Origin of the sequence: Enterovibrio qingdaonensis (genome assembly GCF_028683135.1) — a bacterium.
Lineage (GTDB): Bacteria > Pseudomonadota > Gammaproteobacteria > Enterobacterales > Vibrionaceae > Enterovibrio > Enterovibrio qingdaonensis.
In genome coordinates this window covers 1-22,968 of sequence record NZ_JAJUBB010000022.1, presented here as the reverse complement: position 1 = coordinate 22,968, position 22,968 = coordinate 1, and the positions used below count along the sequence as shown (strand labels likewise).

The following is a 22,968-nucleotide window of genomic DNA, read 5'->3' as shown; positions in this document are numbered from 1 at the left end:
AATTACGCTTCGGTCAGGTTACGGCACTGTTTGTTACGTTTGGCGACAGATTGGAGAATGAAGTAGCCAACAACGGACACGAGAAGTGCATTACCCGCAGCGATAATGCAAAGCTGCAAAAATACTTTCGTAAAAGGTTCGGCGTATAAAACGGTGTCTAAAAACGCAGAGAAACCGTAGCCCACAACATTTCCGAGTAAAGCCAAAATGGAGAACAGGACAACGTCAATCTTAGGGAAGTTGCCGTACTTCAGGCGTTTTTTCGTGAGAATAGGAAACAGACCAATGACCAGTCCTACAATGCCAGAACCCAGTACCCAATTTAGCCAAATTCCCCATCCAGCAAAAAGGTCTGTCACCCAGTGACCAATGAAGCCAACGAGGAAACCCACGCCAGGGCCAAATAGCACAGAAAACATAGCCAAAATCGCCATAGCAGGCTTCAGCGTAGTATTGGCAAACACAGGAATACCGAACATAGGTAGACCGCCAATCCCGTAAAGCGCCGCTCCGATGGCGATAATTACAACTGTTTTCGCAGAGAAATTCATAAATAGTCCTTTGCTTTGGATGCGAAGAAGGCCTTAGGAAGCCGCATCTAATGCAAAAATTTTAAGTGGCTCACAAAAAAGAGGCGGGATTATATAGGATAAAGACCCAGAAAGGAAAGCTAACAGTCTAGACGTCTAAAAAATCCTGTAAATCAGAATAGACACTATTTTGTCAGTCAGTAGGCACCAGAGTTGAGATAAATAAAAAAGGCGCCGAAGCGCCTTTTAAAAGAGTGCGTTAGCGTTATTTTGCAAGACGCTCTTGCACCGCTTGTCGTTCAACGGCACGACATGCAGCAGCGGTAAACACTACGTCAGTCGAACTGTTCAATGCCGTTTCCGCTGAATCCTGAACAACACCAATGATGAAACCAACCGCAACAACCTGCATTGCGATATCGTTTGGAATACCAAACAGGTTACATGCCAGTGGAATCAATAGTAAGGAGCCACCTGCAACGCCTGATGCTCCGCAAGCAGAGACTGCCGCTACGATACTCAGAAGCAATGCAGTAGCGATGTCCACTTCAATACCCAAGGTATGTACCGCTGCCAAGGTAAGCACTGTGATGGTAATTGCAGCACCCGCCATGTTGATGGTCGCACCCAATGGGATTGACACTGAATAGGTGTCTTTGTCTAACTTGAGTTTGCTACACAGCTGCATGTTCACAGGAATGTTTGCCGCAGAGCTACGGGTAAAGAATGCGGTTACGCCACTCTCACGCAAGCACTGGAATACTAGCGGGTAAGGGTTAGTGCGTGTTTTCACATAAACGATGATCGGGTTAACGACCAGAGCAATGAACGCCATAGATGCTAGCAATACTGACAGTAAGTGAGCATAGCCGACTAACGCTTCAAAACCGGTTTCAGCAAAGGTTTTAGCAACCAAGCCAAAAATACCGATAGGTGCGAGTTTGATGATGTTTCTAACAATGAACGATACGCTTTCAGCAACATCGCCAAACACAGTTTTCGTTGTGTCAGACGCATGATGCAGTGCAATACCTAAACCGATTGCCCAAGCAAGAATACCGATAAAGTTACCGTTCATTAGGGCATGGATTGGGTTATCTACAACGCTGTAAAGCAGCGTTGTAATCACTTCAACGATACCTTCTGGTGGCGTGACCGCAGTTTTAGATGCGGTGAGCGTCAGTTCCGTTGGGAACATAAAGCTCAGTGCTACCGCTGTGATCGCCGCAGAAAATGTGCCGATAAGATAAAGTGTGATAATAGGGCGTAAGTGGGTGTGCTGGCCTTTACGCTGATTAGCGATAGACGCGGCTACAAGGACAAAAACCAAAATTGGAGCAACGGCTTTTAGGGCATTAACAAATAAGTTACCCAAAAAACCAATGGCTTTTGCGCTGTCTGGCGAAACGCTGGCTAGGGCGACGCCTGCGATAATACCGACCAAGATCTGGACAACCAGACTGGTATTAGCAATTTTCGCGAAAGGTGATTGTGTTTGCTTCATTTTTCTCACTTCACTGTGTATTTATACTGAAACCGCCTCAACGCGCCGCAATGACATCATGTCAATGTGCTCACTATGAAAGGTCATTCGTGACAAAAAAGGCTTGAGGATGTTTCGGTATAGTTGTGTTAACGCTTGTTAATCGATGTGATTAAATCAGGTCATTGAGCAATCTGTAAAGCAGAAAGTAACACAATATATCCTCTTAGATCGCAATTGCCTGATTTAATAACAATCTAATCGCAATAGCTAATGTAAAATATTGTTGACCAAATTGTTTATAAAACGTTTATTTCAGCAATAAAAAAGCACCCTAAGGTGCTTTTTCTAGATGATGGCTGAAGCATGTCGCGTATTAATAGATTACGCGTCCAACAGTGTTCAGAAGCTTGCTCACGCCTTTCGTAAAGTGCAAAGGTGCGTCCGCTACGGTATAGCACAAGCACCCGTCACGTGTGTGTGGCGTGTGGTTATTGGATGCATCCAGTACAATGAAGTCGCCAGGCACGTACGTGTCATGCTCATCCTCAAAATGACCACTTAGCAATAGGGTCACCTCCATACCTTTGTGTGTATGGCTGGGGACGCTGCCGTTCATGCCGATATGAAGCAAACTTGCACGTGTGTCTCCTTCATTTAGCGGTAACCTTGCACGGCTTATCGCACCGATCGAACTCCAACCAAGGTGATGATACCGTCTCAAAGCAATGGGTAATGCGTAACGTTCACCGCCAACATCAATGTTTGAAGCAGGTGAGGGTGTAACAAGTGTTACAGGCGCGCTGCTGTCACTGGTTATCGCTGTCATCATGTTTTCAAATGTGTCATCTAGGTCATCATGCTGCTCGCCTACTGAGTGGTTATCAGCGAAAACATCATCAGCGATCTGTTGCTCCAATTGCATGACTCTCTGACGGCATGTTTTACACATTTCGCAGTGCGCAGATACAGCAATAGACATAGACGCGAGAAGTGTGCCTGCAGCATGATCTCTGAGGAGGTCATCAGACGGGTGATACTTAATCATCATTTACCTCCAGATGAGAGCGGAGTTTCTGTAAACCTAAGCGAAGACGCGACTTTATCGTGCCGAGAGGAACATGGAGTTGGTCTGCGAGTTCTTGGTGGGTGAGCTGCTTCAAATATACGCCACGGACAACTTGCTGTTGGAGATCGGGCAAGAGGTCGATGTAAGAAAGAAGTTGTGACTGAATTTGATCCTGCAACGCGTCGTCTTCTTGTTCACCGCTTTCGCCATCAATCAATGGCCATATATCGCCGCTTAAGCAATCTTCCCGGTTACTTTTCACTTTCCTCAACATGTCAAAGCTGACGTTACGCATGATCGTGAAAACCCACGTTGATGCGCCACCTTTCGACCCGTCATAGAGGTGAGCTTTACGCCAGACTAGCGTCATCGTTTCCTGAACCAGCTCCATGGCTTGTCCGTCTACACGTAAATGGCTATGGCCATACGCTTTGACTTTGGGCGCAAAGTGTTTAAACAAAGCGGCAAATGCGGCTTCGTCTCGATGGTCGGCGACACAACGCAACCAATCGGCAAGTTGTTCTGGTGACGATGCTGACATAGAAGAATGACTTTTGGGGCGATGCTTGATAGTAGGATTATACGTGTTTTCAACCCTTTCCATGATGCAGATTTCCTAAATTCTGTCGATTCTTGACTTCCTTAACAAAACGGTCGGCTGGAACAAATGGATCACTCCAACTCGACATTTTCTTGTGTTAGCAACAATGAAATGAAGCTTTTTGCTTCATCAAGGTCGGATTGCGCTAAAAACCATTGTCTCTGTTGATTTGCAAGAGGAAGGATCTCCAGCCAGCGTTGGCAAACCCAAGAAAGACTTTCCAGGTTTAAGGTCTGGCGGTATTGAGCGGCATGTTCAGGGTGTGATTCGAACAGCAATCCTAACGCGTCACCCAGAACGCCTGATTGCTCTTCTGATGTTGGCCAATCAGGGAGAGAGGTGATTTCTCCAACCCACAATCCATCTTCATTTTGTTGCGTAATATCAGAGAGTTGAACGCGGGAGGTGCCTTGTATCGTGATGCCGAGCAAACCGTCTGGAAGCATTTCAAAGTCAATAATGTGAACGAGGGTTCCATAGGCACAAATCGCATCACCCTCTCTCATCGCAAGAACGAATCCCCGATTGTCAGCCATCGACTCTTTGACTAAACGCACGTATCTGGGTTCGAAGATACGCAATGTCGTAATGCCATTAGGTAGCAGGAAAATGGGCAGTGGAAAAAGACCTAGTTGCATTGATACCTCCGTTAAATACCTCCACTGATGCGGAGGTACTGTTATTACGAAGGCGGCTTTGGTTGGGATCACATCAAAATCAAGGCTCTAGACACAAGATTCGATGGCATCAATGAGTTGCTTGAGTTGCGCGTCAGAGATGTCATAAGGAGGCATCATGTAAACCAATCGTCCAAATGGTCTAATCCAGACGCCTTTTTCGACAAATCGTTTCTGAATTTCTGCTAAATCAACGGGCTCATGAAGTTCTACAACACCTATTGCGCCAAGCCATCGAACATTTTTGACTTTTACATGGTCAGTCAGAGTGGGGAGAGAGGCACGAAAGATAGCTTCTATACCTAGAACTTTTTCTTGCCAGTTTGTGTCCTTTAATAGCTGAAGACTGGCATTAGCGACCGCACTTGAGAGTGGGTTGCCCATAAAGGTTGGACCATGCATAAAGCATCCTGCTTCTCCGCTGCATACAGTGTCTGCGACGTGTTTCGTCGTGATCGTGGCTGCCATGGTCATGTAGCCACCAGTCAGAGCTTTTCCTACACACATGATGTCAGGTGCAATTCCCGCATGCTCACAGGCGAAAAGTTTGCCCGTTCTGCCAAATCCCGTAGCAATTTCATCGCAGATCAGCAAAACGCCGATGTCGTCGCATAGTTCACGCACACGTTTAAGGTATTTAGGGTGATAGATCCGCATGCCACCTGCGCCTTGGACAATTGGCTCAAGGATTACAGCTGCAATCACATCTCTATTTTCGATGAGTTTTGATTCGAAATCCGCGATGTCTTCTTCACGCCATTCCTCGTGAAAACCACAGGTAGGGGAATCTGCAAAAATGTGTTCTGGCAAAAATCCCTTATATAGCTTGTGCATTGAGTTATCAGGATCGGTCACTGACATCGCGGCGAAACTGTCACCGTGGTAACCGTGGCGCAGCGTAAGGAACTTGGAGCGCGGCTGCCCTTTAGCGTGCCAGTATTGCAACGCCATTTTCAGGGCCACTTCCACGGAAATCGAACCAGAATCGCACAGAAACACCTTTTCCAATTCAGCCGGTGTCATTTCCACGAGTAGCTTGCATAGATTGATCGCCGGATCGTGGGTGATCCCGCCGAACATGACATGGGACATTTTGCTTAGCTGCTCAGTCACCGCCTGATTGAGAGCAGGATGGTTGTAACCATGAATGGCTGCCCACCAAGAAGACATGCCATCAATAAGTTCCGTGCCGTCTTCGAGATACAGGTGTACGCCCTTGGCGTGCGTGACGGGATAGCAGGTAAGAGGCGTGAGAGTAGACGTATAAGGGTGCCAAATATGGTCGCGATCGAAAGTGATATCCATGTATAAATAATGCCCAGTTGTAAACCATGATTTTCATTCCATGTTGACATTGTAAAGGCGGACTTTAGACTGAACAAGTGATACGGAAAAACACTTACTTTTTGTCGGAGTGTTTTTCCGTATATCAATCAACCAATTCGAGGTATTACAGGTGGAAGTTCGCCATAACTGGACGGTCGAGGAAGTGCAGGCCCTCTTTGAAAAACCTTTTATGGATTTGATGTTTGAAGCGCAGCAAGTTCATCGTCAATATCAACCTGCGAATCAGGTTCAAGTCAGTACATTGCTCTCAATTAAAACAGGAGCGTGCCCAGAGGATTGTAAATATTGTCCCCAAAGTGCCCACTATCGCACTGATGTAGAAAAAGAACGTCTACTCGAAGTGGAACGCGTGCTTGATGCAGCACAAAAGGCAAAAAGTTCTGGAGCAACGCGTTTTTGCATGGGGGCTGCGTGGAAAAACCCGAAAGCTCGCGACATGCCTTATCTAAAAGACATGATCCAAGGCGTAAAAGGGATGGGTTTGGAAACCTGTATGACGCTAGGGATGCTGACATCGGATCAAGCTTCTGAGCTTGCCGATGCAGGGTTAGATTACTACAACCATAACCTTGATACCTCGCGCGAACACTACAGCAATATTATCACTACGCGCACCTTCCAAGATCGCCTCGATACGCTCTCCCATGTACGTGAAGCCGGGATGAAAGTGTGTTCGGGTGGCATTATTGGCTTAGGTGAAAGCACATCAGACCGTGCAGGTTTGCTGGTGGAGCTCGCAAACCTTCCTCACCACCCAGAAAGTGTACCAATCAACATGTTGGTGAAAGTGAAAGGTACGCCACTCGAGTCGGTTGAGGATGTCGAGCCGTTTGACTTCGTGCGTATTATCGCTGTCGCGCGAATCATGATGCCAAAGTCAGCAGTTCGCTTATCTGCAGGTCGTGAAAACATGAATGAGCAAATGCAGACAATGTGTTTTATGGCGGGTGCGAACTCCATCTTCTATGGCTGCAAACTCCTGACCACGCCAAATCCTGATGAAGATTCCGATATGCAGCTGTTTAAAAAGCTTGGGATCAACCGAGAGCAAACCAGCCAAAAACCGGATGAAGTACAAGAAGAAGTGTTGATGAGTCAGGTCGCTCAGCGTGTTGCTTCTCGCCCTGATAAAGATGATTTGTTCTACGAAGCGAATGTTTAGGGAGCATCCTTAAACCATGACGCAGACATGCCAGTTGCATCGACGTATTGAGCAAAAGCTCGAGGATCGCCGGCAAAATAATCTTCATAGGCAGGTTTATGCCTTTGCGCATCAGCACGGCAGCCTGTTGGACGAGCAAGGACAGAAGTACATTAACTTCTCCAGCAATGACTACCTAGGATTGGCATCTGAACCTCGGTTAGTTCAAGCATGGCAGGAGGGCTTGTCTCGTTATAGTGCGGGAAGCACGGCATCGCCATTAGTGACAGGGTATTCGAAGCCGCATGCGGAGCTGGAATCAGCACTGAGTGATTGGTTGGGCTTTGAACAAGCCATTTTGTTCAGCAGTGGTTTTGCCGCAAACCAAGCCGTCTTGTTTTCGTTGTTGGAGAAAAACGATGTTCTCATCCAAGACAAACTTAACCACGCCTCTTTAATGGAGGCGGGCATGTTGTCGGATGCGAAAATGCTCCGCTTCCCCCATAACGATGTCGAGCGTCTTAACGCGATGCTGGCAGCGAATCACACATCATCAGCGCGCTTTGTCGTGACTGAAGGTGTTTTCAGCATGGACGGTGACCTTGCGCCTCTCACTGCTATCAAATCCAGATGTGAACAAGCGAACGCATGGCTGATGGTTGATGACGCCCATGGTGTGGGTGTTTTGGGTGAGGAGGGTAGAGGAAGCTGTGATTTCGCGGGGATCAAGCCCGATATTCTGATCGTCACGTTTGGGAAAGCTTTTGGGATGATGGGAGCAGCGGTTCTATGCAGTAAAGCTGTCCATGACTATCTCACGCAGTTCGCTCGCCATTACGTCTATTCGACGGCGATGCCGCCAGCACAAGCTCACGCGTTGCTACATGCACTAAACTCCCTTCGCACGGACTCTTGGCGCAGAGAAAAACTGGCCGAATTGTCTAATGCATTTCACGAAGAACTTTCCGGCATCTCAGGCGTTATAGAAACAATGACGCCGATTAAACCTGTCGTGATTGGCGATGTAGTCAAGATGCAAACTATATCGGCATCACTTAGAGAACTCGGGTATTGGGCGGGTGCGATACGCCCACCGACGGTGCCAGTGAATACCGCGAGACTAAGAGCGACACTGTCCGTGAACCATCGCGTGGAGCAAGTGAGAAAGTTTGCTTCATCGGTACGTACGTTGTTAGAAATGGAGGATGTATGAGCCAAGCGGAAAACTTCGCGTTTGACAACGTAGAGCAACTTGCCGAAGAAAAGGCCGCGATCAAAGCAGCCTTTGGGCGGGCAGCGGCCACGTATGATAAAAGTGCCGCTTTTCAGCGCAGAGTGGGGAATGATCTCTTAAAGCGGGAAGCGGATTGGACAGGAAAAACCGTACTCGATTTGGGCTGTGGAACAGGCTATTTCAGCGAGAAATTGCGTGACTTGGGTGCTCATGTCGTTGCCCTTGATCTGTCTGAACAAATGTTGGAGCAAGCCAGACAACGTTGCGGGGACAGTGTGCGTTATGTCTCCGGGGATGCCGAGAATCTACCGTTCGATGATAACCACTTTGATGCCGCCTTCAGTTCGTTAGCTTTGCAATGGTGTCAAGATTTGTCTGTCCCGCTAAGGGAGCTAAAGCGCGTAGTAAAACCGAGCGGCAAGATACTTTTTTCCACACTTATTAATGGCTCTCTTCACGAATTAAAACAGGCTTGGCAGGACGTTGATCTGCATCAACATGTTAATGAGTTCTTAACATTAAATCAGGTAAACCTTGCGCTTGCTCAAGCTGGCTGCCAGAACTACACCCTAGAATGTAAGCCACTTGTTGAAAGATATCCTTCTGCAATGGCTCTGATGCGTGATTTGAAGGGTATTGGAGCAACACACTTGTCTGAAGGGCGAAATGCGGGACTGAGTGGAAGAGCGCGGTTTACTGCATTGGAAAATGCATACCGAAAATTCCAGAATGAAGACGGTTCGGTTCCCGCAACATACCAGGTTGGCTTTGGAGCGATTCATAATGACTAAAAGCTATTTCGTGACAGGCACGGATACAGAAGTTGGAAAAACAGTGGCATCAATGGCAGTGATGCATGCGATTTCAAAAGCAGGCTACCGCATTGCGGGGTACAAACCCGTTGCCGCTGGAAGTAAAGAAACTGACGAAGGTTTGATGAATTCAGATGCCATTCGCTTGCGTGCAGCATCAAACGTTGAGTTGGCGTATGAAGAAGTAAATCCATGTTTGTTGGATGCAGCGTGCTCCCCCCACATTGCAGCAGACATTGAAGGTCGCAGTGTCGATTTTTCAGTGCTGTCAAAAGGTCTGCGTGACATTCAAGCAAAGGCAGATGTCGCCTTGGTTGAAGGTGCAGGCGGTTGGCGAGTGCCGGTTAGCTATGACAGTACACTGGCCGATTGGGTTCGTGAAGAAAAGCTACCCGTGATCCTTGTGGTCGGTATTAAGCTTGGGTGTTTAAACCATGCTTATCTTACAGCTGAAGCGGTGCGTCGCGATGGACTCGAAGTAGTGGGTTGGATTGCCAACCGTGTGAATCCGGGCACGGAGCATTACAGCGACATCGTTAAGACGCTTGAGCATCATTTGCAGGTTCCCAAACTGGGAGAGATCCCGTACTTGTGCTCAGTGAAGTCGAGAGACCTTAGCGAATACATCGACATTGCTCCACTGGGGCTATAAAACAGAAAAAGCCAGCTCAAGAGCTGGCTTTTAAATAATTGGTACAGCGAGCTGCCGATTACTTGTTGTCTTCCGGTAGTAAACCCATCAGTGATTGCTGCATTTCGGATACTTGTTGCAACTTACTATTTTCGTCATCAGCAAGACCGAGCTCTGCACAGGCTTCATCAAAGCTCATACCTAAGTGACAGCAAAGGATATCGATTGCTACTCGATAATTTTCTTTGTCAGCCATTTTCTTCTCTCCTTAGAATCGCGTTCCAGGGAACGCAATGGCATGTTCAACGACACGCTACCTTTTCCCAACACATTATTTCCTCTGTGCTGAAAATTCAACTCGACCAAAGTCTAACGTTGCTTAACTTTTATCCATCAAGCATTCCGTATAAACATAGCAAGAAAAAACAGTTTGCAAGAATTTGTGTTTTAAAATGTTACACAGGCTTGTTTTTCGCCGTTATGACCCTACTATCAGGGGTGTAAGCGCTTCTATCAATCGGAGAAAAGATAAGTAATGAAACGCATCGGTTTATTTCTGCTAACCAACCTCGCGGTTCTGTTTGTATTCAACATTATATTGAATCTTGTGTATGCCGTAACGGGGATACCTCAGGGGAACCTTTCCTTTCTATTGATAATGGCTGTGGTGTTCGGTTTTGGTGGCTCTTTGATTTCATTGATGATGTCGAAATCAATGGCACTTCGCTCCGTAGGTGGGCAGGTCATCGAACATCCTCGCAATGAAACCGAACATTGGCTGATGAGCACAGTAAGCCGTCAAGCTCAACAATCAGGCATTGGTATGCCGACGGTTGCTATTTACTACTCAGACGATATCAACGCATTTGCAACGGGCGCAAAGCGTGATGATTCACTGGTTGCAGTATCAAGCGGCCTTCTTGAGAACATGACGCGCGACGAAGCTGAAGCGGTACTGGCACACGAAGTTAGCCACATCGCGAATGGTGACATGGTTACCATGGCTCTGATGCAAGGTGTAGTGAACACCTTCGTCATCTTCATCTCTCGCCTCATTGCTGGCGCAATTAGCGGCATGAACAGTGACGAAGACGGTGAGGGCGAAGGCGGCAGCTGGATGACGTATTTCATCGTGTCATCGATTCTGGAGGTCGTATTCGGCCTGCTGGCAAGCATCCTGACCATGTGGTTTAGCCGTCATCGTGAATTTAAAGCGGATGCGGGCTCTGCGAAGTTGGTAGGTAAAGAGAAGATGATTGCTGCGCTTGAGCGCCTGAAGGTAAGCCACGAGAGCCGCTTAGAAGGTTCTATGATGGCCTTCGGTATTAACGGTAAGAAATCGCTGAGTGAGCTGTTCATGACGCACCCACCGTTGGACAAGCGCATCGACTCGCTACGCCGTGGTGAGCACCTGTAATCACATTTAAGAGTAAAAAAAAACGCCTCCCAATTGGGGGGCGTTTTTGTTTCTGCCTGCTAGTGTTATTGAACACTGATTGTCAAAGGAGGTATATACAATGAACCCTGTAGGATGGTTTGAAATTGCGGTTGAAGATATGGAACGTGCTATCGCGTTCTATGAAAAGACATTCCAAATGTCGCTTAAAAGACATGATATGGATGGAACTGACATGGCTTGGTTTCCTGTAGAGGAAGGGGCGGCCTATGGCGCAACAGGAACGCTTATCGCGTGTGAAGGTGCCGTACCGGGTGCATCGGCAATTACGATTTACCTAAGTGTCGAGGACATCGATGACGTATTAGCTAGGCTACCTGAAGCGGCTATTTTGCACCCCAAAACGTCCATTGGAGAATTCGGTATTTACGCGCATATTCAAGACAGTGAAGGCAATCGAATAGGTATTCATAGCCACGGATAATATGGTAATTGTTGTCTCAATGATCTCATGACGGGGGGAGTCACGTTGCGTTTACGACCTTTGTCTGTATTTTAAATACACAGGTCTGAAATAGTTAACAGGGACAACGGAATGTTTCGAAAAATCAGAGCCGTAATCATTGTTCTGATCTTGCTGTCACTTCTGGCGACAGCCGTGGTGTATGGGATACTCACAATGAGTCTGCCCACATTGTCTGGCACGACGGTTTCTAAAGGCGTGACACAAGAAGGTAAAATTCAGCGCGATGCGTTAGGTACTGCCATCATCATCGCTGAAAATCGCCAAGATGCTTCTTATTTGCTCGGTTATGCACACGGGCAAGATCGTTTCTTCCAAATGGATTTACTCAGACGAAACGCGGCGGGTGAGTTGACCGAGTTATTTGGAAATGGCGCACTTAAATTAGATGAAGATAAACGCTTTCATCTCTTTAGAAAACGCAGCCAAGAAATCGTAAAGCAGTTACCCCCCGCTGACCAAGCCCACCTGCAAGCCTACACAGACGGTGTGAATGATGCGTTGGGCCATCAGGCTTACCCCTCCTTTGAATATGTATTGTCGCGTTCAGAGCGAAAACCTTGGAAACCCGAAGACTCACTGTTAGTCATTTTCAGTATGTATTTGGACTTACAAGGGCGATCTATCGATCGCGACATGATGATGGAGATTCTGAATACGAATTTTGGTCCTGAAATGGTCGCATTCGTTAATCAGCCTTCTTCTTACCAAGCCGCTTTAGATGGCAGTGAATTTGCTATTAGCCCCGCTCGTATTCCCAAAATTGACGAAAAGTACCAGCAAGCCGCAGTCGTGACTGAAATTGATAAGTCGCCACTGGTTGGCAGCAATAATTGGGCGGTAGGTGGTGAACTGACCGAGTCAGGCAAGGCGATGCTTTCAGATGATATGCATCTGGGTATGAATGTTCCCACCATTTGGTACCGTGCTCAGTTAAATTATCAGCAAGATGGCGACGCAAGACAAATCACCGGTGTTACCTTGCCAGGCGCACCCGCTGTGGTAGTTGGGACAAATGGGCATGTTGCTTGGGGCTTCACCAATGGTTACTTGGATTCGGCTGATTGGTACAAGCTGGCTGATACAGACAGCACAAAGTTCGTTACCGAAAAGATCCCGACAAAATCAGGTGATCACTCCCATATGTTGGAAATCAGTAACTATGGGCCAGTGCGTTATTTCAATGGTCAGCCTTATGCGCTGTCTTGGGTCGCGTATCAAGACTATGCCGTTAATTTGGGTCTTCTGAAATTGGAAGGTGTAGCGACTGTTGAAGAGGGGCTTGCTGCATCAAAAGAGATTGGGATACCAGTTCAGAACATGGTGTTAGCGGACTCAAACGGCAGTATTGCTTGGCAAGCGACAGGCGCAATTCCAAATCGGCGAGCCCCACAAAGCTTTCCAAAGAACGCCGCACATTTTGATGAAGAATGGCGTTACCAAGCAACGGATGTGCCGTTTGTGGTCAACCCCGAAAACGCGAGGATTTGGACGGGCAATAGTCGCGTAGTCAGTGTCGAACAAGATGCCCGATTTGGAAATGGTGGCTACGCCTTAGGCGCGCGCAGCCAACAAATTCGCGACAGGTTAAATGAGAAAGCCGATTTCGCGGCGGATGACTTCTATGACATCCAACTCGACAATGAAGCGAAATTTCTAGCGCGTTGGCATGAATTGCTGCTGCAAAAACTGCAACAAAGACCAAAACTGTATGCGCAAGACATCCAAGCCTTAAAGGATTGGCAAGCGTGCGCATGCGCTGACTCTGTTGGGTACACGTTGGTTCGCAAGTACCGTGATGCTTTGATGGATAGTTTGTTCGCATCTGTTGAAACGGTGCTGAACCACAACGGTGTGTCGATATGGAGTATTGAGAGGCAACTGGAGCCGGCACTTTGGCAACTCGTAGGGCAAACCCCAAAAAGCTGGTTACCAAAAGGGTTTAACGATTGGGATGTGTTCTTTATTTCCACTTATGAAAGCATGAAGCAAGCTCTCATGCTTGAAATGACGGGACATACTCAGGGGCCACTCAGTGCGTTGCGTTGGGGCGATGTAAACACACTGAAAGTGCAGCATCCATTCAGTCGTCAGATGCCACTACTGAGCAAATTGCTTGATATGCCAGCAGTCGAAGGCTTTGGTGACCGTTATATGCCAGCGGTTCAAGGGCGGTCATTTGGTGCGTCACAACGTTTGATTGTGCAACCTGGCAACGAAAAGGAAGGTATCTTAACGGTGCCAGGTGGGCAGAGCGGACACCCGTTATCGCCGTTTTATCGGAGAGGGTTTGATGAGTATGCCGAGCAAGGCTCAACGCCTTTATTGCCTGGAGAGCCTGTACATGAGATTACTTTCCGTCCTGCACCTTAGACACCTTGGTGCTGTCATCGAATTCGCGTTGATGTGTGACTCGCATTAAAATGAGAAGGTTGTTGGGAGTGAGTTGTCACTCCCAATGTCTTTTATATTTGGGGCGCGGTTATGACATCGACAGACACAGACTCTTTGCAACTCTCGACGTTTTCTCGCGCTTCTCGATGGTTAGACCTAACAACATTTGGCCCAAAAATGGACGAGCCGGATAAGCTCATCAACCAAAGCGCAAAAGCGTGGTTCGACGCTCAAATCGCACTTCCCCAAAGTTCCCACCGTATGCAAATCCTGAGACAGTTTGAGGCATTAGATAAAGGGAAAATTCCTTCCCGTTCGTCGCGGATCCGGGCTTGGCTCGACATTGCGTTATACGGAAACGATCAGCTGCGGCAGCGGGTAGGTTACGTATTGAGCCAAATCTTCGTCGCTTCGGATAAGGATGCCACCTTAAGCAAACACGCAGAAGCCCTCGCTGCCTATAACGACCTGCTCTGTCTCAATGCCTTTAGTCATTACAAAACGTTACTGAAGGCGGTGTCGACCTCATCTGTGATGGGGCATTACCTCACCATGGTAGATAACAAAAAAGGTGATGAGACAGGGCGGAAACCTGACGAGAACTACGCCCGTGAAATCATGCAATTGTTCTCGGTGGGTCTCAACGAACGCAATCTGGATGGCAGTTATGTCTTGGATGCTGATGGGGTGCCCAAGCCTTGTTATTCCGAAAAAGACATTCAGGAGCTCGCCCGGGTTTTCACTGGTTGGGTCAGCAAAGATAAAAAGCTCGTTGACCCGATGACGACTAACGAATCGTTTCATGACCGCGGGGAAAAGCACATTCTGGGTCATCGATTTCCGGCGAATGTCGCTGCGGAAGAAGAAATGGATAAGGTCATGGAGATATTGAGCCAGCACCCGTCGACGCCGCCGAATCTGTGTAAAAACCTTATCCAAAAGTTGGTGACGTCAAACCCCTCTCCTGACTATGTAAAACGTGTCGCCTCAGTGTTTGTGGACAATGGAAAGGGCGTTCGCGGTGACATGAAAGCCGTGTTTTGGGCGATCTTGTCTGACAACGATGCGTTTTCAAAGCTGCCACCTCAAATCAGTAAAGCGCGCGAACCGTGGCTTTCTCTGGTGTATATATACCGTGCGTTGAATGCAAAACCTGGCGGAAACAGTCCGTTAGTGGGGACAGACTTGGTGTACCTCCGTACGTGCAATCAATACCCATTGGGTTCACCGTCCGTTTTTAATTTCTATCAGCCTGATTACGCGCCGCAAGGCGTTGTGAGTAACCAAGGATTAGTGGCTCCCGAGATGGAGATCATCGATTGGTCGCATGTCATTTATGTTCACAATCAGATATTCGCGCTTACTCGATTGAACTTGCAAGGGCCAAAAACACCCAACAAAAAACAGCTCTATGTTGATGTGGAGTCGTTGAAAAATCATCTCGTGAACGGTGATATAACCGGTTTTATTCATGAAGTCTCAGCACGATTTTTTAACGCACAGATGCCATCCGATTTGAAACACCATCTGACAGAGCAACATAACAGCGTTAAGCAGGTTGCAGGAAAGTCAGTTCAAAGACTGTTGTTTATCGCCTTGTCTTCTCCCTACTTTCATGTGATGGAGAATCGCGCATGACATTGAGCAGACGCCAGTTTATGACAGCAATGGGCGCGACGAGCACTGCGGCGTTAGTGCCTGCAAGCTTTAGTGCTTATGCCAGCGAAGCGGAAGACTACAGAGCCCTAGTTTGTGTGTTTCTCAAAGGGGGCAATGATTTTTTTCATCAAGTCGTTCCTTTAAATACTGAACATCACCAAGACTACGCCAATAGCCGTCAAAAATTGGCGGTGCCAAAAGCGCGTTTACTTAAGACAGGCATGCGCGACAGCCAGGGCATTGCGTTGGGGCTGCATCAATCATTAAAGCCATTACTGCCACTTTTCCAACAGGGAAAAGCGAGTCTGGTTTTAAATGTCGGGCCGATGATTGCGCCAATCACCCCATTAGATATTGAGTCAGGTAAGGCACTGCTGCCGCCGAATCTGTTTGCGCACAACAAACAGCAAGAAGCATGGCAGCACAGTTGGCTGGGTGAAACATACAGCAAAGCAGGTTGGCTGGGCATGACAGCGGATGTGCTGATGGATGAGATGGGAGGCATGCCATCGAGCTTTTTCACTGGCGCAAACTCGCTGCTGGATGGCCACAGCAATCGTACTATGTACGTGAATAAAAATGGGTTCCAGTCACTGAAAGGGTTAACCAGCCCCGCAATGCGACATACCTATCAAGCCATTGCTGGTGCGTCATACACTTCCCCGCTAGCCAAAAGCTACGCGAACGTCGTCGCCGAAGCGATTACTGCGCAAAAACAGATGGCGAAAGTCGTGTCCAGTTATCCGCTGGACAATCGCATTCCAAAATCTAACTTGGGCCGCCAGTTTCGGGCAATCAAACAAATGATGGATGCCGCGCCTATGTTTGGGCACAACCGACAGGTGTTCTATCTTGCAGTGGGTGGTTACGACACACATGACAATCAAATCAGCAGACAAGACAAACTGATGAAGGAATTCTCCGAGGCTGTTGCGGGTTTCTATCATGCCCTAGAAGAAGACGGAACAGCCGATCATGTCATGACCGGTACCTTGTCTGAGTTTGGGCGAACACTGCATGACAACTCACGAAAAGGCACAGATCACGGCTGGGGAGGCGGACAGTTTATCTTTGGCGGTGGTTTACGGGGAAAATGCATTGGTGAATATCCGGCATTCAAACGCAATGGTCCTGATGACAATGGTGACGGACGTTTAATTCCGAAAATTAGCCATGAACAATATGCGGCTTACATGGTGAAGTGGCTGGGTTTGAGTGAGCAGGGAGTAAACACCATTTTTCCTCGCCTCTCTCAATTTGGTGGGCTTGTTTAACTGCTTTTTTGGGGGCGGGAAGTCACCGCCGACATAATCAGATTTGTAGGGAAACGTCAGTGTTGAGTGGCAGTGGATTGCTCAACACCGACGCTTTTACGTCTTTCCTTTCATGCAGGGCGATTACTTCAACAGCTCCACCATGGCCTCACCCACACCATGCGCACTCGCAGGATTTTGCCCTGTCACAAGCTTGCCATCGATAATCACATGCACTCCCCAAGGTTGGATCTTGCTGTATTTGGCTGCTTTGCGTGCCAGAGATTCTTCGAGCAAGAACGGAATATCATCGATGGTTCCGAAATCGATTTCTTCTTCACGAGTGAATGCAGTGACCGTTTTGTCTGCGATAAGTGGCTGACCATTACTCAGTGTGATAGGCAGCAATGCTGCTGGGCCATGGCATACCGCTCCTACAACGCCGCCATTTTCATAGAGCTTCGCTGCAAGGCTTGCAGTCGGCGCATGCATTGCCAGATCAGAGAGTAAGCCAAAACCACCCGGATAAAATATCGCATCATAATCGTCAGGGTTTAGTTGGTTGACGGGAATTGTATTTTTTACGCGGGATTGGAATTCATCGTTGTTAAAGACGCGGGTGTTCACCTCATCGCCTTCCATGTCTTCGCCGTAAAAAGGCACGTCGCCACCATTAATTGAGGCTACGTCATAAGTAAAACCTGCTTGCAGAAAAACGTCCAACGCGTGAGTTAATTCGGGTGCGTAAGTGCCGTTTGCTTTCTCGGTCGTGCCAAGCGTAGCGTGATTGGTAACAATGATCAGAACCTTTTTCATACTGTAATCCTTTTGACGTGGCCGATAAATTAGATATCGAATCGCTTGATGGGCACACTTTATACTTTCGCTAATTGAGTGATAATCCACTAATATTGAAAACCGTCTTTGCTATATGGCAATAATGAAATGAACAAACACTCCCTCAGTTTTGAAGGCATCGTTGAGTTCGTGACAGTGGCAGATGCAAAAGGATTCAGCGAAGCAGCGCGCCGGCTGAATTGTTCTGTGAGTCACGTATCGCGACAAGTTTCCCGCTTAGAACAACGGCTTGGTACCGCGTTATTTGCGCGCTCTACACGTTCGGTAAAGCTGACGGAAAGTGGGCAGCAATATTATCTGCAATGTCAGGAGCTGGTGAGTGGGCTATCGCAAGCCAACGAATTGGTAACAAGAACACAGTTCGACTTGCAGGGAACGTTGAGAATCAGCATGGCTGGCTCATTCGCAGAGCAGTTTGTGGCTCCTGCATTAGTAGAATTCGCAAAGTGTCATCCAGATCTTACTGTCGAGGTGGACTTTAGTAGTCGACGTGTCAACTTTGTTGAAGATGGGTTTGATTTCGCGATCCGTTATGGTCGCTTACAAGATTCTGGTTTAGTGGCGCGAAAGCTAGCAGATCGAAGTCTTATGGCTGTCGCCTCAACGGAATACCTATTGGAAAACGGCGAGCCAACCGACCCTCAGGCACTGACAAAGCACTCATGCTTAGTGACCAATAACGATACATGGATGTTTGAAAAAGAGGGTAGAGAGATACCAGTAAAAGTATCAGGTCGGTTTCGGTGTAATAACGCGAATGCCATTGTTGATGCATGCAAAGCAGGGTTGGGTATTGGATATATGCCGAAAAGCAGTTTCAAACAATCGCTCGCTGAAGGAAGCCTGGTTCCGATCTTAACGCCATTTTGGACGAAAAATATCACCTCTTGGGTGGTGTATCAAAACCGCCGCTTCCTACCGCTTAAAGCGCGTCTAGCTATTGACCATCTTCTGAATCACTTTAGCGAGTGGCGGGAATAGAGATCGAAAGGTTCGAAGATGCAAGCACAAACAAAAACACCGCCTACGAAACCGCAGACGGTGTTTTTAGCTTGATTGAAACTTAAGCTGCTTGTGCGCTCTCTTCAATCGCAACTCGGTTACCGTTCCAGCTCAGGGCCAGACCCAGCACTACTGCCGCTGCTGCACCTATCATAACAGCTGATACTGTCAGCAGACCGTGGATTGCCAGTGCCGATACCACACCGCTCGCAACAAAACAGATCATGGTTTGCAGGAAGTTCAGAAGACCAGCAGCAGTTGCGCTACAGCTTTTGAATTCTTCCAGTGCTTTGTTTACCACGATTGGGTAAATCGCACCGTTTGCCACTGCCAAGAAGCAGAATGGGATCAAAACAGGCCAGATGTTTGTTACGTCTGTCTGCCAAGACACCACGAAAATCGACACAACGCTTGCTACAAACAGACCAACAAACCATGGCAGCAGAGCTGAACCATCATATTTGTTTAGCAGTGCGCGACAGCTGTAACCACCGACGATAAACGCGATAGTCTGAGGAACATAGCTCATGCCAATGTCGGCACCGCTGTAGCCCATTGCTGTCATCACGAATGGTGAACCTGTCAGCCAAGCGAAGAACGCTGCAGAACAGCCAGCGAATACCAGCATGTTGCCGATGAATTTGCGAGAGCTGACGATGTGCTTGTAATCGCTAACCAGTTTTGCACCAACTTTCTCATCGGTGTTTGCAACAGGCGCACTTTCAGTTTGACGTAGCGTCGCAACAGCCAGAATTACACCCAAAGCAACCAGTGCGATGAAAATGCTGCGCCAGCCAAAGTGAGCTTCCAACGCTGCACCTGCAAGTGGAGCCAGTGCTGGAGATAGCGCAACCAAAGGCATGATGGTCGCAAATACGCGCTGAGATGTTTTGCTGTCGTAGCGGTCAATAACCACTGCTTGCCAAATAACAGAAGCACTACACGCGCCCAATGCTTGCACGAAACGTGCAGCCAAAAATGTTTCGATGCTGTTAGACATGAAGCAAGCAGCCGTTGCAACAGTGAACAACACCATACCGCCAACCAATACCTTGATACGGCCGATGCGGTCAGAAAGAGGTCCATAGACAATTTGACCCAGCGCCATACCCAACAGGAATACGGTGAGAGACAGGCCGATCATCGACTGAGTAGTACCCATTTCAAAACGAATGCTTTCAAACGCGGGCAGGTACATATCCGTCGCCAGAAAACCGAGCATGCTCAAGCCAGCGAACCAAACCATTGTTGTCATTGGAACAGAATTTTTCATTTTACTTGTCCGTTCATTTACCTAGGTCGCGGAGTGTATATCTAGCGAAAACCACTGTGAAACGCTAATATTTGTCAACTGCTTTCAAAAATTTTGATTTGATGAATAAGGCACCCACAATAGGTTGTTTTTTCGTCGATAGAAGGGCTGCTTATTATGTTTTCTTATCAAGATCTTCAGGTCGTTGATGCTGTCGCTCGCAGGGGAAGCTTTTCCGCAGCAGCAGATGAGCTTCATAAAGTACCGAGTGCAGTGAGCTATACCGTTCGCCAAATGGAAGAAAAGCTTGCTGTGAATTTATTTGAGCGACTGCATCGTGCTGTCCGTTTAACGCCAGCAGGCGAGTTTTTTGTCAAAGAAGCGCGCGCGCTCATAAAACGCATGGATGAGATCAGAGAGCAGACACAGCGGGTGGCGAATGGTTGGACGCGCAGTGTCTCTCTCGCGTTGGACAACGTAGTGCGTGAAGACCGCGTCGACTCCTTGGTGCGCGACTTCTATGATGCGTTTCCTGATGTGGAGCTGCTACTGACGATGGAAGTATTTAACGGCGTCTGGGACGCACTGGCGTATGACCGTGCAGATATTGCTATCGGTGCGACGGCCGCCGTGCCAGTGAGCGGTAACCTCAGCTACCGTGATATGGGCATCCTTACATGGCGGTTTGTGGTTTCAAAAGACCACCCACTGGCAAGTGCACCAGAGCCACTCAGCACAGAACAATTGATGGCATATCCTGCCATCTGTCTTGAGGATACATCGCGAATTTTACCTAAACGTGCCACTTGGCTGCTGGACAACCAACGCCGCTTAACGGTACCGAATTGGCACAGTGCTATTCAGTGTTTTCGAAGTGGCTTAGGCATAGGAGCCATGCCTTCGCACATGGCCGAACCGTATTTGGCATCGGGTGAATTGGTGGAAAAAGAGCTCATCGAGCCCCCAGTAAAAAGCCCATGTTGTATTGCGTGGCGCACAGACAAAGAAAACCCAGCGATTAACTGGATATTGGATTATTTAGGCGATGCAGACACCGCGTATCGCGAGTGGCTGGAGTAGTCTCAATTGAAAGATTTCACCGCAGAACCAGGTTGCATTACGGCGCTTTGGCGTGTGGCAAACCCTTACATGAGCGATGCTATGTTATTCGCAACACAGCAACGAGTAATATGCGCAGTAAATGGATTATGCTGATATGAAAAACAAGCACACCCTAAAAGGCATTTACCGAGGCAAAGTAAACCCGTGTTATGGGTTTCAAACCGCGATAAATAAGACGCCCATTACAGACCGCGTATACCTATCACTTGAAGGGCTAGATGGTGATGAGTGCGCGGATATGCGGCATCACGGCGGTTTAGAGCGGGCATTACATCAATACCCGTTAGAGCATTATACGTATTGGCGAGATAAATATGGCGAAGACATTGATTGGGTCGCCCCGGGGATGGGCGAGAACATCAGTGCGGAAGGCATGACCGAGCATAACGTTTGTTTGGGAGACCGCTATCAATGGGGAGAGGCAATTATTGAAGTGAGCCAACCTCGATCACCCTGTTTTAAACTGAACAAGCGTTGGGGTATCGAAGGGTTTTCTGTTGATATGCAGGAAATAAGTCGGTGCGGTTGGCTTTATCGTGTTATCCAACCCGGAATGGTCAGCGTAACGGAACCGTTAGAACTGATTGCTCAAGAACCGAATGCGATGACACTTCATGAAACGTGCGACATTTTCTTTGGGGATCCGCTCAACAAAGACAGATTGTTGACGTTAAAACAGCAACGTAAGTTATCAAACAGTTGGATGTCTAAAGTGAACGCACGCCTTGAAAGCAATGATGTTGAGCGATGGGATTTCCGGCTGCTAGGTCGAGCGGAAAGTGAATGAATGGAAGAGGCGACGGTGGATGAGTCTGCACCCTGCTGTCTGTTTTTCAAACCAAGCTTTATAACTGTTGATAATTACAGCACCGAAGAAGCTAATACTTAGTGATGAAAAATGCCATTTTGGGGCTTTTTCACAAACCGATATCTTAAATGAAGAAAAATTGACGTGAAATCAAGCGGTAATGAACGATTAAGGTACAATGCATTGTTATTGATAGACAAAATGTCGTGTTTAAACAGGACATTTTGTCATCTAATACACTGTTATGCGATTTGTTGGAGTAAGTAACTAGTGGCAAAGAAAAAACCTCTGTCTCATTATGTACCAAAGTTTAGTAACAAATACTGGGCTGATGAATCTAATTTTATATCTTACTTTTGGTGTGAGTTCTCACGAACCGTTAAAAAAGAGCCAAAAGGGAAAAAACAGTGGGGTCGAAAGAGAGGTTTGTATACTTGGGCTGTTGAAAATGCCCTAGACAAGGAGCTAGAAACTAAAGTTGCTCCAATTTATGAAAAACTTATTAACTACAATGAACTTAGCCGAAGTGAACGTTTTTTATGGGCACAATTTATCTTGTCCCAATTAGTTCGCACTCCTAGTTATATGGAATATGAAAAGAAGTCGGTTGAATTAACAGGGGTTAAATCAGAGCCAAATTGTGATCGGGTAGGTTGCCAAGAGTGTCTCGATTTGAATTTTGTAGCCTATAGAAACTGGCTGTTATTGAAAACTCATAGCGACGACTATTTAGTAAGATCTGATAATCCCGTTTTACAAACAGGGTTCATTGAACTTCCTGATAGCTACATTCTCTATCCTTTGACGCCTAACTTATGCTTTGTTGCTACACCAATGAGTGATAGTTGGAATCCTTTTGACGATAACATTAACCCAACCATGGGTTATGAGATGCCCAAAGGGTGGGCTCACATGGTCAACTTTTATCTGGCAAAGTCAGCCTATCGTTCACTAGTACTCAGTCCTGAGCATGCTGGTGTCATTTCGGATACTATGTTTACGGAGATATTGGGTGCATACACTCAGCCGCCTTTCTCGCTACACGTTACAGATAAACAATCTGCAGAATCGGCATTCGATAGTATCAGACGAATTATGTCTATTACTGATGGCTATGACTATCCAAAATGGGAGATAGAAAGGCTAACCCCTGACTATCCAGAGAAAACAATCGCA

22 protein-coding genes are annotated in these 22,968 nt (G+C 47.4%); 13 read left to right on the top strand and 9 right to left on the bottom strand.

Translation table 11 applies throughout. The features are described from left to right. Nucleotides 1-2: 2 nt before the first annotated feature. From LRP49_RS21170 to bioA, 6 genes are all read right to left on the bottom strand, one after another. Nucleotides 3-551: an ECF-type riboflavin transporter substrate-binding protein gene (locus tag LRP49_RS21170; RefSeq protein ID WP_274144737.1), complete on the bottom strand. Its 549-nt coding sequence runs from the start codon at nt 549-551 to the stop codon at nt 3-5. Nucleotides 552-795: 244 nt separating this feature from the next. Continuing rightward, nucleotides 796-2,034, bottom strand: a complete 1,239-nt coding sequence (sstT, locus tag LRP49_RS21165; protein WP_274144735.1) for a serine/threonine transporter SstT — start codon at nt 2,032-2,034, stop codon at nt 796-798. 355 nt (nt 2,035-2,389) lie between these two features. Beyond that, nucleotides 2,390-3,061, bottom strand: coding sequence for a ChrR family anti-sigma-E factor (locus tag LRP49_RS21160; protein WP_274144824.1), 672 nt, complete (start codon nt 3,059-3,061; stop codon nt 2,390-2,392). Further along, on the bottom strand, nt 3,054-3,686 hold the full coding sequence (locus tag LRP49_RS21155; RefSeq protein WP_274144733.1) for a sigma-70 family RNA polymerase sigma factor: 633 nt from the start codon (nt 3,684-3,686) through the stop codon (nt 3,054-3,056). Before LRP49_RS21155 ends, LRP49_RS21160 begins: the two co-directional genes overlap by 8 nt. Nucleotides 3,687-3,754: 68 nt before the next feature. Beyond that, the gene (locus LRP49_RS21150; protein WP_274144732.1) at nt 3,755-4,321 is read right to left on the bottom strand and encodes an LON peptidase substrate-binding domain-containing protein; all 567 of its coding nucleotides are present in this window, start codon (nt 4,319-4,321) and stop codon (nt 3,755-3,757) included. Between the two features lie 87 nt (nt 4,322-4,408). Then, nucleotides 4,409-5,665 carry an adenosylmethionine--8-amino-7-oxononanoate transaminase gene (bioA, locus tag LRP49_RS21145; RefSeq protein WP_274144731.1) on the bottom strand — a complete coding sequence of 419 codons (1,257 nt, stop codon included), beginning with the start codon at nt 5,663-5,665 and terminating at the stop codon, nt 4,409-4,411. A gap of 151 nt (nt 5,666-5,816) precedes the next feature. Between bioA and bioB the strand changes: the two genes are divergently transcribed. Genes bioB through bioD form a run of 4 tightly spaced genes read left to right on the top strand, consistent with a single transcriptional unit; the run spans nt 5,817 to nt 9,546 of the window. Then, the gene (gene bioB, locus LRP49_RS21140) at nt 5,817-6,869 is read left to right on the top strand and encodes a biotin synthase BioB (protein WP_274144729.1); all 1,053 of its coding nucleotides are present in this window, start codon (nt 5,817-5,819) and stop codon (nt 6,867-6,869) included. Nucleotides 6,870-6,885: 16 nt separating this feature from the next. Further along, a complete protein-coding gene (bioF, locus tag LRP49_RS21135) occupies nt 6,886-8,061 on the top strand; it encodes an 8-amino-7-oxononanoate synthase (protein WP_274144728.1) in 1,176 nt (391 codons plus the stop codon). After that, nucleotides 8,058-8,873: a malonyl-ACP O-methyltransferase BioC gene (gene bioC, locus LRP49_RS21130; protein WP_274144726.1), complete on the top strand. Its 816-nt coding sequence runs from the start codon at nt 8,058-8,060 to the stop codon at nt 8,871-8,873. Before bioF ends, bioC begins: the two co-directional genes overlap by 4 nt. Then, the gene (gene bioD, locus LRP49_RS21125; RefSeq protein ID WP_274144724.1) at nt 8,866-9,546 is read left to right on the top strand and encodes a dethiobiotin synthase; all 681 of its coding nucleotides are present in this window, start codon (nt 8,866-8,868) and stop codon (nt 9,544-9,546) included. The genes bioC and bioD overlap by 8 nt, the downstream gene beginning before the upstream one ends. 58 nt (nt 9,547-9,604) lie before the next feature. Here the strand turns inward: bioD and LRP49_RS21120 are convergent, their stop codons facing one another. Further along, nucleotides 9,605-9,781 carry a hypothetical protein gene (locus LRP49_RS21120; RefSeq protein WP_274144723.1) on the bottom strand — a complete coding sequence of 59 codons (177 nt, stop codon included), beginning with the start codon at nt 9,779-9,781 and terminating at the stop codon, nt 9,605-9,607. A 279-nt stretch (nt 9,782-10,060) separates the two neighbouring features. Between LRP49_RS21120 and htpX the strand changes: the two genes are divergently transcribed. The 5 genes from htpX to LRP49_RS21095 all read left to right on the top strand — a co-directional run bounded on the left by htpX (nt 10,061) and on the right by LRP49_RS21095 (nt 16,771). After that, on the top strand, nt 10,061-10,942 hold the full coding sequence (htpX, locus tag LRP49_RS21115; RefSeq protein WP_274144722.1) for a protease HtpX: 882 nt from the start codon (nt 10,061-10,063) through the stop codon (nt 10,940-10,942). Between the two features lie 100 nt (nt 10,943-11,042). Continuing rightward, complete coding sequence (locus tag LRP49_RS21110) at nt 11,043-11,405, top strand: VOC family protein (RefSeq protein WP_274144721.1); 363 nt, start codon at nt 11,043-11,045, stop codon at nt 11,403-11,405. A 111-nt stretch (nt 11,406-11,516) separates the two neighbouring features. Next, entirely contained in the window at nt 11,517-13,817 is a 2,301-nt protein-coding gene (locus LRP49_RS21105) for a penicillin acylase family protein (protein WP_274144719.1), read from the top strand. 111 nt (nt 13,818-13,928) lie between these two features. Next, nucleotides 13,929-15,476, top strand: coding sequence for a DUF1800 domain-containing protein (locus LRP49_RS21100; RefSeq protein ID WP_274144717.1), 1,548 nt, complete (start codon nt 13,929-13,931; stop codon nt 15,474-15,476). Then, nucleotides 15,473-16,771, top strand: a complete 1,299-nt coding sequence (locus LRP49_RS21095) for a DUF1501 domain-containing protein (protein ID WP_274144715.1) — start codon at nt 15,473-15,475, stop codon at nt 16,769-16,771. The genes LRP49_RS21100 and LRP49_RS21095 overlap by 4 nt, the downstream gene beginning before the upstream one ends. A gap of 123 nt (nt 16,772-16,894) precedes the next feature. Here the strand turns inward: LRP49_RS21095 and LRP49_RS21090 are convergent, their stop codons facing one another. Next, nucleotides 16,895-17,566, bottom strand: a complete 672-nt coding sequence (locus LRP49_RS21090; RefSeq protein ID WP_274144713.1) for a type 1 glutamine amidotransferase domain-containing protein — start codon at nt 17,564-17,566, stop codon at nt 16,895-16,897. Nucleotides 17,567-17,695: 129 nt separating this feature from the next. Here LRP49_RS21090 and LRP49_RS21085 point away from each other — a divergent pair, with 129 nt between their 5' ends. Further along, entirely contained in the window at nt 17,696-18,589 is an 894-nt protein-coding gene (locus tag LRP49_RS21085) for a LysR family transcriptional regulator (protein WP_274144711.1), read from the top strand. Nucleotides 18,590-18,671: 82 nt separating this feature from the next. Here LRP49_RS21085 and punC read toward each other — a convergent pair whose 3' ends face one another. Further along, nucleotides 18,672-19,883: a purine nucleoside transporter PunC gene (gene punC, locus LRP49_RS21080; RefSeq protein ID WP_274144709.1), complete on the bottom strand. Its 1,212-nt coding sequence runs from the start codon at nt 19,881-19,883 to the stop codon at nt 18,672-18,674. A 156-nt stretch (nt 19,884-20,039) separates the two neighbouring features. Here punC and punR point away from each other — a divergent pair, with 156 nt between their 5' ends. The 3 genes from punR to LRP49_RS21065 all read left to right on the top strand — a co-directional run. Continuing rightward, the gene (gene punR / locus LRP49_RS21075; protein ID WP_274144708.1) at nt 20,040-20,942 is read left to right on the top strand and encodes a DNA-binding transcriptional activator PunR; all 903 of its coding nucleotides are present in this window, start codon (nt 20,040-20,042) and stop codon (nt 20,940-20,942) included. A 136-nt stretch (nt 20,943-21,078) separates the two neighbouring features. Further along, nucleotides 21,079-21,771, top strand: coding sequence for an MOSC domain-containing protein (locus LRP49_RS21070; RefSeq protein WP_274144706.1), 693 nt, complete (start codon nt 21,079-21,081; stop codon nt 21,769-21,771). A gap of 291 nt (nt 21,772-22,062) precedes the next feature. Further along, a partial coding sequence (locus LRP49_RS21065) for a DUF4238 domain-containing protein (RefSeq protein ID WP_274144704.1) occupies nt 22,063-22,968 on the top strand: 906 nt, incomplete at its 3' end.

Coding starts and splice junctions, on each gene's coding strand:
- LRP49_RS21170 (WP_274144737.1), bottom strand. CDS start 551: ATGAATTTCTCTGCGAAAACAGTTGTAATTATCGCCATCGGAGCGGCG.
- sstT (WP_274144735.1), bottom strand. CDS start 2,034: ATGAAGCAAACACAATCACCTTTCGCGAAAATTGCTAATACCAGTCTG.
- LRP49_RS21160 (WP_274144824.1), bottom strand. CDS start 3,061: ATGATTAAGTATCACCCGTCTGATGACCTCCTCAGAGATCATGCTGCA.
- LRP49_RS21155 (WP_274144733.1), bottom strand. CDS start 3,686: ATGGAAAGGGTTGAAAACACGTATAATCCTACTATCAAGCATCGCCCC.
- LRP49_RS21150 (WP_274144732.1), bottom strand. CDS start 4,321: ATGCAACTAGGTCTTTTTCCACTGCCCATTTTCCTGCTACCTAATGGC.
- bioA (WP_274144731.1), bottom strand. CDS start 5,665: ATGGATATCACTTTCGATCGCGACCATATTTGGCACCCTTATACGTCT.
- bioF (WP_274144728.1), top strand. CDS start 6,886: ATGACGCAGACATGCCAGTTGCATCGACGTATTGAGCAAAAGCTCGAG.
- bioC (WP_274144726.1), top strand. CDS start 8,058: ATGAGCCAAGCGGAAAACTTCGCGTTTGACAACGTAGAGCAACTTGCC.
- bioD (WP_274144724.1), top strand. CDS start 8,866: ATGACTAAAAGCTATTTCGTGACAGGCACGGATACAGAAGTTGGAAAA.
- LRP49_RS21120 (WP_274144723.1), bottom strand. CDS start 9,781: ATGGCTGACAAAGAAAATTATCGAGTAGCAATCGATATCCTTTGCTGT.
- htpX (WP_274144722.1), top strand. CDS start 10,061: ATGAAACGCATCGGTTTATTTCTGCTAACCAACCTCGCGGTTCTGTTT.
- LRP49_RS21110 (WP_274144721.1), top strand. CDS start 11,043: ATGAACCCTGTAGGATGGTTTGAAATTGCGGTTGAAGATATGGAACGT.
- LRP49_RS21105 (WP_274144719.1), top strand. CDS start 11,517: ATGTTTCGAAAAATCAGAGCCGTAATCATTGTTCTGATCTTGCTGTCA.
- LRP49_RS21100 (WP_274144717.1), top strand. CDS start 13,929: ATGACATCGACAGACACAGACTCTTTGCAACTCTCGACGTTTTCTCGC.
- LRP49_RS21095 (WP_274144715.1), top strand. CDS start 15,473: ATGACATTGAGCAGACGCCAGTTTATGACAGCAATGGGCGCGACGAGC.
- LRP49_RS21090 (WP_274144713.1), bottom strand. CDS start 17,566: ATGAAAAAGGTTCTGATCATTGTTACCAATCACGCTACGCTTGGCACG.
- LRP49_RS21085 (WP_274144711.1), top strand. CDS start 17,696: ATGAACAAACACTCCCTCAGTTTTGAAGGCATCGTTGAGTTCGTGACA.
- punC (WP_274144709.1), bottom strand. CDS start 19,883: ATGAAAAATTCTGTTCCAATGACAACAATGGTTTGGTTCGCTGGCTTG.
- punR (WP_274144708.1), top strand. CDS start 20,040: ATGTTTTCTTATCAAGATCTTCAGGTCGTTGATGCTGTCGCTCGCAGG.
- LRP49_RS21070 (WP_274144706.1), top strand. CDS start 21,079: ATGAAAAACAAGCACACCCTAAAAGGCATTTACCGAGGCAAAGTAAAC.